Annotated in this window: 11 protein-coding genes; all 11 read right to left on the bottom strand. The window is 63.5% G+C overall.

The window, feature by feature from the left end; genetic code table 11:
* Nucleotide 1 precedes the first annotated feature (1 nt).
* Nucleotides 2–979, bottom strand: coding sequence for an ABC transporter substrate-binding protein (locus D4A92_RS03230; protein ID WP_203018068.1), 978 nt, complete (start codon nt 977–979; stop codon nt 2–4).
* A gap of 74 nt (nt 980–1053) precedes the next feature.
* On the bottom strand, nt 1054–2175 hold the full coding sequence (locus D4A92_RS03225) for an ABC transporter ATP-binding protein (protein WP_203018067.1): 1122 nt from the start codon (nt 2173–2175) through the stop codon (nt 1054–1056).
* A 110-nt stretch (nt 2176–2285) separates the two neighbouring features.
* Nucleotides 2286–3125, bottom strand: a complete 840-nt coding sequence (locus D4A92_RS03220; protein WP_203018066.1) for an HpcH/HpaI aldolase/citrate lyase family protein — start codon at nt 3123–3125, stop codon at nt 2286–2288.
* Nucleotides 3122–3574, bottom strand: coding sequence for a MaoC family dehydratase (locus D4A92_RS03215; protein WP_203018065.1), 453 nt, complete (start codon nt 3572–3574; stop codon nt 3122–3124). Before D4A92_RS03215 ends, D4A92_RS03220 begins: the two co-directional genes overlap by 4 nt.
* Nucleotides 3574–5430 (bottom strand): acetyl/propionyl/methylcrotonyl-CoA carboxylase subunit alpha, encoded by a 1857-nt coding sequence (locus D4A92_RS03210; protein WP_203018064.1) that lies wholly within the window; start codon nt 5428–5430, stop codon nt 3574–3576. The genes D4A92_RS03215 and D4A92_RS03210 overlap by 1 nt, the downstream gene beginning before the upstream one ends.
* Before the next feature lie 7 nt (nt 5431–5437).
* Nucleotides 5438–7033: a carboxyl transferase domain-containing protein gene (locus tag D4A92_RS03205; RefSeq protein WP_203018063.1), complete on the bottom strand. Its 1596-nt coding sequence runs from the start codon at nt 7031–7033 to the stop codon at nt 5438–5440.
* Nucleotides 7033–8196 carry an isovaleryl-CoA dehydrogenase gene (locus D4A92_RS03200; protein WP_203018062.1) on the bottom strand — a complete coding sequence of 388 codons (1164 nt, stop codon included), beginning with the start codon at nt 8194–8196 and terminating at the stop codon, nt 7033–7035. Before D4A92_RS03200 ends, D4A92_RS03205 begins: the two co-directional genes overlap by 1 nt.
* A 44-nt stretch (nt 8197–8240) precedes the next feature.
* Nucleotides 8241–9635, bottom strand: a complete 1395-nt coding sequence (gene lpdA, locus D4A92_RS03195) for a dihydrolipoyl dehydrogenase (protein WP_203018061.1) — start codon at nt 9633–9635, stop codon at nt 8241–8243.
* 3 nt (nt 9636–9638) lie between these two features.
* On the bottom strand, nt 9639–10904 hold the full coding sequence (locus tag D4A92_RS03190; protein ID WP_203018060.1) for a dihydrolipoamide acetyltransferase family protein: 1266 nt from the start codon (nt 10902–10904) through the stop codon (nt 9639–9641).
* A gap of 3 nt (nt 10905–10907) precedes the next feature.
* Nucleotides 10908–11921: an alpha-ketoacid dehydrogenase subunit beta gene (locus D4A92_RS03185; RefSeq protein WP_203018059.1), complete on the bottom strand. Its 1014-nt coding sequence runs from the start codon at nt 11919–11921 to the stop codon at nt 10908–10910.
* A 1-nt stretch (nt 11922) separates the two neighbouring features.
* A complete protein-coding gene (locus D4A92_RS03180; RefSeq protein ID WP_203018058.1) occupies nt 11923–13155 on the bottom strand; it encodes a 3-methyl-2-oxobutanoate dehydrogenase (2-methylpropanoyl-transferring) subunit alpha in 1233 nt (410 codons plus the stop codon).
* Between the last annotated feature and the right edge of the window lie 81 nt (nt 13156–13236).

The raw sequence follows: 13236 nt of genomic DNA, 5'->3' as shown, positions 1-13236 counted from the left end.
ATCAGCCGCCGAAGAGCTCGGCGAACTTTTCCTTGTTCTCGGTGTCGGCCTTCAGCATGGCATCGCTGTCAGCAGGCAGGATCTTCAGCGTCGTGAGAGCCGGATAGCCTTCGGGCTGGGTGACGCCGGGCAGGATCGGGAAGTAACCCTGGGCGGTCGCCTGTTCCTGCGCGGTCTTCGACAGCTGCCAGGCGACGAAGGTCTTGGCAGCGTCCACTGCATCCGAGCCCGTCAATACGGCAACCGGCTGGGTGATTGAGCTCACGCCTTCGGTCGGGAAGACGAAGTCGACGGGCGAGCCCTTCTTCTTTGCATTGAGCGCCATGTATTCGATGATGATGCCATAGGCCTTCTCGCCGCGCGCAACGGCCTCGATGACCGTGCCATTGCCCTGACCGGCAACGGCGCCGGCCTCTGCCAGCTTCTCATAGTATGCCCAGCCGAATTCCGGCTGCTGAGTCATGGTGCCGACATGGATGACGGCGGCACCCGAATAAAGCGGGCTCGGCATGATCAGGCTCTTGGCAGCGTCAGCCGCGAGCAGGTCGTTCCAGCTCGTCGGGGCCGTCTTCACGAGGTCGGTGTTGTAGACGATGCCCGTGGTGATCACCTTGGTGCCGAAGAAAGTCTTGTCGGCATCGATGAAGGCCGGATCGATGCCCTCAACCGGGGCGTCGGTGAAGGCGAGCAGGCGGTCGTCGTGCTTCAGCTGGGTCATCGCCACAGTGTCAGCGATCAGAATGACGTCGGCCGGGCTGTTCCCGGCGGCATATTCGGCCTGCAGCTTGGCCATGACTTCTGTGGTGCCGGAGCGGAAGAGCTCCACTTTGATTTCCGGGTGGTCGGCGTTGAAGGCTTCGATGACCTGGGTCATCTGATCCTGGGGCTGCGAGGTATAGACGGTGATCGTGTCCTCGGCCTGTGCGGTGAAGGCGAGACCGGCAAGGATCGTGGAGGTGAGGAGCGTGCGGATGAACATGGAAACCTCATTGAAGGGGCGGACGAGGCCCGGAAGCTGTCAACTGCCGGCCCTTGGGCGGCCGGAATTGTCGCCTAGCGCAGCGAGATGACGCCCGGACGACAGGTCGATGATCTTCGTGTGACATCGCCGTTGCTGTGCGTGCCCCGGCCTTCGCCGATTACCCAGCCGTCGGTGATGACAAGTTCGATCGGCGTGCCCGGCGCGATCCGCTCGTCGAGTGGCAGGCTGACGACGTCGCCGTCGATCTCGGTCGGCAGGCAATGGCTGAGAAGGCTGCCGTTCTGAAAGACCTGGCCGACGAGTTCGGTCTTCAGATGTCCGCCCTCGTTGACGCGCTTGAGATCCGAGGCATGAAAGCAGAGCCAGCCATAGCCGACGGGTGCATTTCCCGGCATGTCGAGAAGTTGCTGGCCAAGCATCACCCGGGTCCGGCCGCCTTCCGATTTGAGCACCCGGACCGGCAGTGTGCGACCGCGCCCGATGAAGCGGGCGACCATCGGCGAGGCCGGCTTCCGGTAGAGCTCCTCCGGCGTTGCCAATTGCTCCAGCCGACCGTGGTCCATGACGGCTACATGGGTCGCGACCGCCATGGCCTCGTCCTGGTCATGGGTGACGAAGACGAAGGTGGAGCCGGTCAGGCTGTGGATGCGACGGAATTCGGCAAGCATCGCCTCGCGCAGATGCGCGTCGAGGTTGGCGAGCGGCTCGTCGAGGAGGATCAGATTTGGTCGGGTCGCAAGCGAGCGGGCCAGCGCCACGCGCTGACGCTGTCCGCCGGACAGCTCGTGCGGGCGTCTGTCGCCGAGACCCGCGAGGCCGACGACCTTCAGCACCTCCTCGATCCGTGCAGCGCGTTCTCGGGGTTTCAATCCGCCGACCTTCAGGCCAAATTCGATGTTGCCGCGTACGGTCATCGTCGGCCACAGCGCGTAGGACTGGAATACCATGCCGATCCCCCGCTTTTCCGGAGGAAGGAAGGCGCCATGCCCGGCAACGATCGTCTCGTCGAAGAGAATTTCACCCCCGTCAGGCACCTCCAGCCCCGCGATCAGCCGCAGCACGGTGGTCTTGCCTGAGCCCGAAGGACCGAGCAGGGCGAGAAATGCACCGTCGGGGATTGTGAGCGAGACCCCGTCGACAGCCTGAAAATCGTCAAATCGCTTCGAGACGGTGGAAAGAGTAAGACGCGGCAAGGCTTGGTGCTCCCGAATTTCCCTCGTCCTCTGCCACGTTCAGATGACGTCTGGATGAAGCCGCTGGCGTAGTTGCCATCTCCTCGGTGGCGAGCTTGTGGTGACCAATTTCAGTGGCTGTCATCCGTGTATTCGAGCAGACGTTTCGCCTGTTTGAGATGCGGTGCGTCGATCATTCGGCCAGCGAAACGGAGCGCGCCTGAATTGGGATTGGCGGCAAATGCGTCGACGATCGCCTGGGCCTCGGCCAATTCCTTTGCGGAAGGCGTGAATGCCTGGTTGATGACGGGCACCTGCGCGGGATGGATCGCCATCATGCCGTTGAAGCCGTCAAAGCGGGCGCGCCGCGTATAGGCGGCAAGCCCGTCCGGATCGGCAAGCGCGGGGTAAACGGTCTCGATCGCAGCCACGCCGGCTGCGTGAGCGCCAAACAAGGTCAGCGAGCGGGCGAGTTCGTAAGGGGCGGTGTAGCGGCCCGTCTCGTCGCGTGCACCAAGCGCCCCAATGGCAGCCGGCAGGTCTTCCGCGCCCCAGGTCAGGCCGACAAGCCGGTCGGTTACGGATGTGTAGGAGCCCAGCTGGAAGATCGCGGCCGGCGTCTCGGTCGCAATTGGCAGGATGGGGATGCCGGGCGCTTTTGCGCTCAGGGCTTCGACGCTCGAGGCGCCCTCCGCCTTCGGGAGCACCAGCCCGTGCGGCGGCACTTCAAGGATTGCGGCGAGATCGTCGTCTAGAAGGCCGCTGTCGAGCGGGTTTATACGGACGAGTAGCGGGATCCTGCCTTTGGCCTGACGGAGGAAGTTGGCCGCCGCCCGCCGAGCCGCAGGCTTGGCGTTCAGCGTCACGGAATCCTCGAGGTCCAGGATCAGGGCATCGGCGCCGCAGCCGAGTGCCTTCTCCATGCGATCGGGTCTATCACCCGGCACGAAGAGCAGCGAGCGCAGCCTCATTGAGGCCTCCGCGAGACGAGTGCGGAGCGCAGGCACTGGCAGACCAGTTCGCCCCGCTGGTTGAAGAGTTCATGCCTGAAGGTGACGATACCAGCGGTCGGGCGCGATCGACTTTCTCTCAGGTCGGCAATCTCGCTCTCTGCCCGCATCGTATCGCCGATGAACACCGGCTTCGGCATCACGACCTTGTCGTAGCCTAGGTTGGCGACGAGCGTGCCGAGCGTGGTATCGCCGACCGACAGGCCGACCATCAGCGAAAAGGTGAAGGTGCCGTTGACGAGGATCTGGCCGAATTCGCTCGCCTTCGCCGCTTCGACATCGAGATGCAGGGGCTGCGGATTGTGGGTCATCAGCGTGAACATCAGGTTGTCTGTTTCGGTCACCGTACGCCGGAGCTCGTGGGCGATCCTGTCGCCTATCGTCCAATCGTCGAAATAGCGTCCGGCCATCAACCTTCTCCCTCGATCCTGACCAGCAGGCTGCCCTCGACCACCTGACTGCCCTGGCTCGCCCTCAGCTCCGCCACCTTGCCATCGAAGGGGGCGTGGAGCACCTGCTCCATTTTCATGGCTTCGATGACGATCAGCGGCTGGCCGCGGCGGACCGGGTCTCCCTCAGCAACGGAAACGGCAATTACGATGCCGGGCATCGGCGCCATGATCGCGCCATCACCGGCGCCTGTACCATGGCCGCTATGCCCCGCCCGTGGCAGCCCGATCTCCCAGGCTTCGCCACCAAGGAAGACGACCCCGTTCTGGCTTCGGACGGTCGACGGCACATCCTGCATCCGAACCAGATAGGGCTTGTTTGCGACCTCGATGGCAACCTGCCGGTCGCATCCGGCGTTGAGACGAAATCCTGTTAGGGCGGTCCAGACATCGGATGTATTCCTCGGCAACAGTGCGGCTGCGGCAGCCTGCAAGACTTGCTCGTCCGGCTCCCTTGATCCTACCAGTTCATCGGCATGCCGATCGATGAAGCCGGTATCGACCGCCCCTGCCAGAAAGTCTGGATGACGTAGCGTGCGGGCGAGAAAACCGGCATTGCTGCGCACCGGCCAGATCTCGACCTGGCCTACAGCCTTGCCAAGCTTGCGGGCTGCCTCTTGCCGGCTGGTGCCATGGCTGATGAGTTTGGCCAGCATCGGGTCGTAATGCGGGGTGACCTCGTCACCCTGCTCGACGCCACTGTCGGTGCGAAGCGTATCCGGCAGACGCAGATGGTCAAGGCGACCGATCGACGGCAGGAAGCCGTTTGCGGGGTTCTCCGCGTAAAGCCGCGCTTCCATCGCCCAGCCAGTGATGCAAAGCTGATCCTGTCGCAAGGGCAGCGGCTCGCCTGAGGCAATGCGTAGTTGCCATTCGACCAGATCCTGTCCAGTGATCGCCTCGGTCACGGGGTGCTCGACCTGGAGACGCGTGTTCATTTCCATGAACCAGATGCGGTCAGCACGCAGGCCCTCCGAGGCATCGGCGATGAACTCGATCGTACCTGCGCCGACATAATCAACCGCACGGGCCGCCTTGACGGCCGCCTGGCAAACCGCCTCTCGCGTTGCGGCATCCATGCCGGGGGCGGGGGCTTCCTCGATCACTTTCTGGTGGCGGCGTTGCAGCGAGCAGTCGCGCTCGAAGAGATGCACGACATTGCCTTTGGTGTCGCCGAACACCTGCACCTCGATATGGCGCGGCGAAAGGATGTATTTCTCGATCAGCACGCGGTCATCGCCGAAGGAAGATGCCGCTTCGCGCCGGCAACTGGCGAGCGCGGTAGGGAAATCCTCAGAGCGCTCGACACGACGCATGCCCTTGCCGCCGCCGCCGGCCACCGCCTTGATCAGCACCGGATAGCCGATGGCATCGGCTTCACGTTGCAGTCGTTCTAGGCTCTGGTCTTCCCCGAGATAACCCGGCGTGACTGGCACGCCGGCTGCGATCATCCGTTGTTTGGCGGCGTCTTTCAGGCCCATGGCCCTGATGGCAGCGGGCGGCGCCCCGACCCAGACCAGACCCTCGGCCATCACGGCTTCGGCAAACTCGGCATTTTCCGACAGGAAGCCATAACCCGGATGGATCGCCTGAGCGCCGCTCTTCCTGGCGGCCTCCAGGATGCGGTCCTGACGCAGATAGCTGTCGCGTGCGGGCGCCGGACCGATCGGCAGAGCCTCATCGGCCTCGTGCACGAAGGCCATGTCCGCATCCACATCCGAATGGACCGCGATCGTTCGGATGCCAAGCCGTTTTGCCGTGCGAATGATCCGCCGGGCGATTTCACCACGATTGGCGATCAACAAGCTTTCGATCATCCTCGCCTCACATCCGGAAAATGCCGAACTGCGCCCGTTCTGGGATCGGGGCATTCAGCGTTGCGGAAAAGGCAAGGCCAAGCACGTCACGGGTCTGGGCGGGGTCGATGATGCCGTCATCCCACATCCGGGCCGTGGCGTAATAGGGATTGCCTTCGTCCTCGTATTTCTGGCGGATCGGCGCCTTGAAGGCTTCGGCCTCCTCAGCCGTCCAGCCTTCGGCATCGCGATGGACGGTCGCCAGGACAGAGGCGGCCTGCTCCCCTCCCATGACGGAGATGCGGGCATTCGGCCAGGTGAACAGGAAGCGCGGCTGAAAGGCGCGACCGCACATGCCGTAGTTGCCGGCGCCGAAACTGCCGCCGATCAGCACGGTGACCTTCGGAACCTGTGCGCAGGAGACCGCCGTCACCAGCTTGGCGCCATGTTTGGCGATCCCTTCCGCCTCGTATTTCCCGCCGACCATGAAGCCAGAAATGTTCTGCAGGAAGAGAAGAGGGATGCGCCTCTGGCAGGCAAGTTCGATGAAATGGGCGCCCTTCAGGGCACTCTCGGAAAACAGGACGCCGTTGTTGGCGAGGATGGCAATCGGAATGCCCCAGAGATGGGCGAAACCGCCGACCAGCGTCGTTCCGTAAAGCGGCTTGAACTCCTGCAGTTCGGACCCATCGACGAGACGGGCGATCACCTCGCGCACGTCATAGGGTGTGCGCAGGTCCTGCGGGACCACGCCGTAGAGCTCACTCGGGTCGAACAGGGGAGGGCGCGGCTTGGCAAGCTCGATGTCCACCGTCTTTGGCCGGTTCAATGTCGCCACGATGTCGCGCACGATCAGAAGCGCGTGTTCGTCGTTTTCGGCGACATGGTCGACAAGGCCGGATCGGCGAGCATGGATTTCCGCACCACCCAGATCCTCGGCCGAGATCACCTCGCCGGTCGCGGCTTTTACCAGCGGCGGGCCGGCGAGAAAGATGGTGCCCTGATTGCGGACGATTACCGTCTCATCGGACATGGCAGGCACATAGGCGCCGCCCGCCGTGCAGCTTCCCATGACGCAGGCGATCTGCGGAATCCCTGCGGCAGACATCTGCGCTTGGTTGTAGAAGATCCGGCCGAAATGATCACGGTCGGGGAAGACTTCGGCCTGATGCGGCAGGTTGGCACCGCCGGAATCCACCAGATAGATGCAGGGCAGGCGGTTTTCCGAGGCAATCTCCTGTGCTCTCAGATGCTTCTTCACCGTCATCGGGAAATAGGCGCCGCCCTTCACCGTCGGGTCATGGGCAATGATCATGCATTCGCGACCGGAGACTCGCCCGATGCCGGCAATCATACCGGCGCCCGGGGCCTCGTCACCATACATTCCGCCTGCGGCCAGTTGTCCGATCTCGAGGAATGGAGAGCCAGGATCGATGAGCCGCAACACCCGATCCCGGGGCAGAAGCTTGCCACGCGCGACATGCCGTTGGCGATGGTTTTCACTCCCGCCCAAAGCGGCGGTCGCCACCTTCGACCGCAGTTCCTCGGCAAGGGCGCGGTTGCGGGTCGCATTGGCCTTGAAACCTTCGCTTTCGCTGTCGAGTACGGTGGAGAGTATCGGCATCAGCTGATCGCTCCCGCGCCAATCACTTCCCGGCCGATCAGCATGCGGCGCACCTCGTTGGTGCCCGCGCCGATGTCGAGAAGCTTTGCATCGCGCCAGTAGCGCTCGACGGGCCAATCCTTGGTGTAACCCGCACCGCCCAGGGCCTGGATCGCCTGTTCGGCCACCTTCACGGCGCTTTCCGAGGCATAGAGAATTGCGCCGGCCGCATCCTGGCGTGTCGTCTGACCAGCATCGCAGGCCCGCGCCACCGCATAGACATAGGCGCGGGCGGAGTTCAGCGCCACGACCATGTCGGCGATCTTGGCCTGCATCAGCTGGAAGCTGCCGATCGGTTTGCCAAATTGTCTGCGCTCCCTGACATAAGGCAGGACGACGTCGAGGCAGGCCTGCATGATGCCGAGCTGGATTCCTGACAGCACGACCCGCTCGTAGTCGAGGCCGGACATCAACACCTTCGCCCCGCCGTTCAGCGGACCCATGACGTTTTCCTGAGGAACGAAGCAGTCCTGGAAAACGAGTTCGGCCGTGGGCGAGCCGCGCATTCCAACCTTGTCGATCTTCTGACCGATCGAGAAGCCGGGGAAATCCTTCTCGACGAGAAAGGCCGTGATGCCCTTTGATCCAGCCTCCGGCTCCGTCTTGGCATAGACCACGAGCGTTTGCGCATAGGGGGCATTGGTGATCCAGAATTTGGTGCCGTTCAGGCGAAAACCGCCCTCGACCCTGTCGCCGCGCAGGCGCATGGAGACGACGTCGGATCCGGCGCCGGCTTCGGACATGGCGAGACTGCCGACATGGTCGCCGGAGATCAGGCCGGGCAGATACTTCGCCTTCTGCTCGTTCGAACCCCAACGCGCGATCTGGTTGATGCAGAGATTGGAGTGAGCACCGTAGGACAGGCCGACCGAGGGTGAAGCGCGACTGATTTCCTCGCAGGCAACGACATGGTCGAGATAGCCAAGGCCGAGACCGCCGTCTGCTTCCGCGACCGTGATGCCATGCAGGCCGAGCGCGCCCATGGCCGGCCAGAGTTCGACCGGGAAACGATCATGCTTATCGACGTCCGCAGCGATCGGGGCGATGCGCTCGCGGGCAAAGCGCGCCGTCGTGTCGCGGATCATGTCCGCCGTTTCGCCAAGCCTGAAGTCCAATTCGGTCATGGGGCTTCCTCTGCTATTTCAGATCATGCGAACCGGAAGGCCGGTCAGATATGCAGTGCGTGGCCGAGCGCCTTGAGTGCGGCTTCCTGCAGGGCTTCGCCGCGTGTGGGGTGGGCATGAATGGTGGCTGCGATATCCTCCAGCCGCGCACCCATTTCGATGGCGATGGCAAAGGTCGAGGCAAATTCGGAGACACCCGCGCCGACGGCCTGCAGGCCAAGCACTACATGCGTATCCGCACGCGCCACGACACGCACGAACCCATGTTCATCCTCCACCGTCATCGCCCGTCCATTGGCTGTGAAGGGGAACTGGCCGACCTTCACATCGAATCCATGGCCACGGGCTTCATCCGGCAGAAGACCGGCGCTGACGATTTCGGGATCGGTGAAGCAGATGGCGGGTATGCAGCGCTTGTCCCAGGCGCGCTTGCGCCCGGCGATGATCTCGGCGACCATCTCGCCCTGTGCCATGGCCCGATGCGCCAGCATCGGTTCACCCGTGACGTCGCCGATCGCGTAGACCCCGCGCATGGATGTGTGGCAGCGGTCATCGACCTGCAGGAACGAGCCGATCCGGTCGAGATCGAGTTCTTCGAGGCCAGAACCGGTGGTGCGCGGCCGTCGCCCGATGGCGACCAGAATGCGATCTGCCGGTAGTTCGCGCCGTCCCTGGGCAGTCTCGACAACCAGCGCCTCGCCTGTGTCGGAAAGCCCGACGGCTCGCGCATCCATCATCACCTTGATGCCGCGTTCGCCAAGCCTGCGCAGAACTGGTTTGACCAGATCGGCGTCGTAGAGCGGCAGGATCTGCGATGTCGCCTCGACCACGGTGACCTCGGAGCCCATTCTGGCGAAGGCGGTACCGAGTTCCAGCCCGATATAGCCGCCGCCGACGACAACGAGGCGCTTGGGCAGCTCCGTCAGGGACAGCGCCTCGGTTGAGGAAATGACCTTGCCGCCGAAAGGAAGGGCGGGAAGCTCGACGGGATCGGAGCCCGTGGCGATGACAACGGTCTCCGTGCGGATGACCTGCAGGCCGGTCTCGGTCTCTACCTCCACCGTCTTGCCGTCACGGAAGCGCGCGTGACCGTGAACGATCTTCACCCGTGCCTTCTGCAGGAGGCCGGAGACGCCGCCGGTCAGCCGACCGACGATGGCGTCCTTCCAGGCCATGGTTTTGGACAGATCGATCGAGGCGCCCTCGACGCGAATGCCCAGAGCGTTCTCGCCGGAGGACAGCGCACGGGCCTTGTCGAAAGTCTCTGCTGCATGAATGAGCGCCTTGGACGGGATGCAGCCGATCGTCAGGCAAGTGCCGCCAGGACGGCCCTGTTCGACGATGACGGTATCGATGCCGAGCTGGCCTGCCTTGATGGCGCAGACATAGCCGCCGGGGCCAGCACCGATGATAAGAAGTTTGCAGGAAATCTCTTTCATGGGTCAGCCTTCGATAAAGATCAGCGCGGGCGTCTCCATCAACACCCGCAGGCGCTGGACGAAGGTGGCGGCGTTCCAGCCATCGACGATGCGGTGATCGAAGCTGGAAGACAGGTTCATCATCTTGCGCGGCACAAACTGTGTGCCGTCCCATATCGGTCGGACGGCAATCTTGTTGACGCCGACGATGGCAACTTCCGGGTGGTTGATGACGGGGGTCGAGACGATGCCACCCAGCGCGCCGAGCGAGGAGATGGTGATGGTCGAGCCGGTCAGCTCGTCTCGCGTCGCCGTGCCGGCGCGGGTGGCTTCGGCGAGCCGGTTCATTTCGGTCGCGCAATCCCAGATGCCGCGTGCCTCCGCGTGTTTTACCACCGGAACGGCTAGACCCGCCGCTGTCTGGGTTGCGATGCCGATATGCACCGCGCCGAAACGGGTGAGCATTCCGGCGTCGTCGTCGAAGGTCGCGTTGACATCCGGCTGCTCAACGACCGCCTTGACCATGGCGCGCATCAGGAAGGGCAGGAGCGTCAGCTTCGGCTGGTCGGGCCGGCGTTCGGCATTCATCTTGGTGCGCAGTTCTTCAAGCGCCGTTACGTCCACTTCCTCCACATAAGTGATGTGGGGAATGCGCGAGGTGGAGACAACCATCTTCTCGGCGATCCGGCGTCGAAGGCCGGTCAGCTTGATCTCCTCGCGGGAGGTTTTCTTGGCGAGGCCGGAGACCGCAGGGGCTGGATCGGCACCGCGGGCAAGATACTGCTCGACATCCTCGCGCAGGATGCGTCCGGCTGGCCCGGTTCCCCGCAACAGGCGCAGGTCGATGCCATTCTCACGGGCCAGCAGGCGGACCGAGGGGGCCGCGAGCGGCTTGTCGAATTCGGGCGAGGGCTGACGCGCTGGAGGTGTGGCGGGCGCTGCTGGCGGGGCCTTAGCCGGCATGCGCGGCGGTTCGGCTGTCGTGCTCTCCTGCGGCGGGGGTGTCGGAATGTCTGACGTCTCCGGTGCCGCCGGCTCATCGCCTGCACTGTCCGTTGCAATCCGTATGAGGGGTGCCTTGACCGCGATCGTGTCACCCACGTCGCCGCCAAGCCAGAGGACGGTGCCACTGACGGGAGTGGGGATTTCCACGGTCGCCTTGTCGGTCATCACGGCGGCCACCATCATGTCCTCGCGCACATGATCGCCGATCTTCACCATCCACTCGACAAGCTCCGCCTCGGCCACGCCTTCGCCGACATCGGGCATCTTGATCGTGAATTCGCCCATGGCTTAGGCCTCCATGACGTCGATGAGTGCGCGGCCGACCCGCGCAGGCCCTGGGAAATAGTCCCATTCCTGCGCATGCGGATAAGGCGTGTCCCAACCGGCGACGCGCATGACCGGCGCTTCGAGATGGTAGAAGCAATGCTCCTGCACCAGTGCCGCGATTTCGCCGCCGAAACCGGAGGTCAGTGTCGCCTCATGCACCACGACGCAGCGACCGGTCTTGGCGACGGATTTGACGATCGTATCGAGATCGAGCGGCATGAGGCTGCGAAGGTCGATCACTTCGGCGTCGATGCCGGTCTCCTCGGCTGCGGCCAGCGCCACATGCACCATGGTGCCGTAGGTGACCACGGTCACGGCGGAACCTTCGCGGCGGATGTCTGCCTTGCCGATCGGGATCGTGTAGTAGCCTTCCGGCACCTCGCCCAGGTCATGGCGGGACCAGGGCGTCACCGGCCGGTCGTGATGGCCGTCGAAGGGGCCGTTATAGAGGCGCTTGGGCTCCAGAAAAATGACCGGATCCGGATCGGCGATCGCAGCGGTCAGCAGTCCCTTGGCATCATAGGGATTGGACGGTACAACCACTTTCAGACCGCAGACATGGGTGAACAGGGCTTCCGGGCTCTGGCTGTGGGTCTGTCCGCCGAAAATGCCGCCGCCGGTTGGCATGCGCACGACGATCGGGCAGGTGAAATCGCCATTCGACCGATAGCGGATGCGGGCCGCCTCCTGGGTCAGCTGGTCATAGGCGGGATACATGTAATCGGCGAACTGGATCTCGACGCAGGGCTTCAGGCCATAGGCCGCCATGCCGATCGCGGCCCCCACGATGCCGGATTCGTTGATCGGCGTGTCGAAGCAGCGGGTCTTTCCATATTTTGCCTGCAGCCCCTGGGTACAGCGGAATACCCCGCCGAAGTAGCCGACGTCCTCCCCGAACACGACTACGTCGTCGTCGCGTTCCATGGAGACGTCCATGGCGCTGCGTACCGCTTCGATCATCGTCATTCTGGCCATGTCAGTATCCTGCCTGCTGTCGCTGGCGGCGCAGATGCGGCGGCATTTCGGCATAGACGCCTTCGAAGATGTCCCGCACCGATGGCTTGCCACCGGCATGCAGCGTGCCGTGTTCTTCCGCCTTGCGCTGGGCCGTGATCACCTCATCCATGATTTCGGCTTCGGCCTGGACATGCCGTTCCTCGGACCAGGCGCCGCGGACGATCAGATGCTTCTTCAGGCGCAGAACCGGATCGCCGAGTGGCCAGGCTTCGGATTCGGTTTTCGGCCGGTAAGCGCTCGGATCGTCGGAGGTCGAATGGGCGCCGACACGGTAGGTCACGTATTCGACAAGTGTCGGGCCCAGATTGCGCCGTGCCCGTTCGGCGGCCCAACATGCAACCGCATAGACCGCGAGATAGTCGTTTCCGTCGACCCTGAGCGCTGGAATGCCGAAGCCAAGGCCTCGGGCGGCAAAGGTGCCCGAGCCGCCTCGGGCTATGCCCTGAAAGGTGGAGATCGCCCACTGATTGTTGACGACATTGAGGACCACAGGCGCCCGGTAGGTCGAGGCGAAAACCAGAGCCGAATGAAAATCCGACTCGGCTGTCGAACCGTCACCGATCCACGCAGCCGCTATGCGGCTGTCGTTCTTGATCGCCGAAGCCATCGCCCAGCCGACGGCCTGGACATACTGGGTGGCGAGATTGCCGGAAATGGTGAAGAAGCCATGTTCCCTAGAGGAATACATGATCGGCAATTGCCGCCCGCGCAGAGGATCTGCCTCGTTCGAGAAGATCTGGTTCATCATCTCGACCATCGGATAGTCATCGGCGATCAGAAGTCCGGCCTGCCGATAGGTCGGGAAGTTCATATCGCCCTTCTGCAGGGCCTTGCGGAAGGCGCAGCTGACGGCTTCTTCGCCGAGATGCTGCATGTAGAAGGACGTCTTGCCCTGGCGCTGTGCCATCAGCATCCGGGCGTCGAAGGCCCTGAGCGTCATCATGTGGCGAAGGCCGTTTCGCAGTTCGTCGTCTGTCAGCAGACCTGCCCAGGGGCCGACGGCCTCGCCGTCGCGGTTCAGAACGCGGATGATCGAATAGGCAAGGTCGCGGATGTCTTCTGCGGCCGCATCAACGGGCGGCCGGGGCACCGCACCTGCCTTGGCTATTTTGACGTTGGAAAAGTCCGGTTCTCCACCCGGCCGAACGGCGGGTTCGGGGACATGCAGGCTCAGGTGAGCGGGTTCCACCATCGATTTCCTCCCGTGAAGACTGCTTCTCTCCCCGGAAGCGTGTCAATCAAGGAGGATGGTATGCGTCTTGCGAGTGGCAAG

Source organism: Rhizobium rosettiformans, assembly GCF_016806065.1.
GTDB lineage: Bacteria > Pseudomonadota > Alphaproteobacteria > Rhizobiales > Rhizobiaceae > Allorhizobium.
This window is presented reverse-complemented; position numbering and strand designations above follow the sequence as displayed.

Excerpts from the sequence above, each read along its gene's own strand:
- D4A92_RS03230 (WP_203018068.1), bottom strand. The coding sequence starts at position 979 with ATGTTCATCCGCACGCTCCTCACCTCCACGATCCTTGCCGGTCTCGCC.
- D4A92_RS03220 (WP_203018066.1), bottom strand. The coding sequence starts at position 3,125 with ATGAGGCTGCGCTCGCTGCTCTTCGTGCCGGGTGATAGACCCGATCGC.
- D4A92_RS03215 (WP_203018065.1), bottom strand. The coding sequence starts at position 3,574 with ATGGCCGGACGCTATTTCGACGATTGGACGATAGGCGACAGGATCGCC.
- D4A92_RS03210 (WP_203018064.1), bottom strand. The coding sequence starts at position 5,430 with ATGATCGAAAGCTTGTTGATCGCCAATCGTGGTGAAATCGCCCGGCGG.
- D4A92_RS03205 (WP_203018063.1), bottom strand. The coding sequence starts at position 7,033 with ATGCCGATACTCTCCACCGTACTCGACAGCGAAAGCGAAGGTTTCAAG.
- D4A92_RS03200 (WP_203018062.1), bottom strand. The coding sequence starts at position 8,196 with ATGACCGAATTGGACTTCAGGCTTGGCGAAACGGCGGACATGATCCGC.
- lpdA (WP_203018061.1), bottom strand. The coding sequence starts at position 9,635 with ATGAAAGAGATTTCCTGCAAACTTCTTATCATCGGTGCTGGCCCCGGC.
- D4A92_RS03190 (WP_203018060.1), bottom strand. The coding sequence starts at position 10,904 with ATGGGCGAATTCACGATCAAGATGCCCGATGTCGGCGAAGGCGTGGCC.
- D4A92_RS03185 (WP_203018059.1), bottom strand. The coding sequence starts at position 11,921 with ATGGCCAGAATGACGATGATCGAAGCGGTACGCAGCGCCATGGACGTC.
- D4A92_RS03180 (WP_203018058.1), bottom strand. The coding sequence starts at position 13,155 with ATGGTGGAACCCGCTCACCTGAGCCTGCATGTCCCCGAACCCGCCGTT.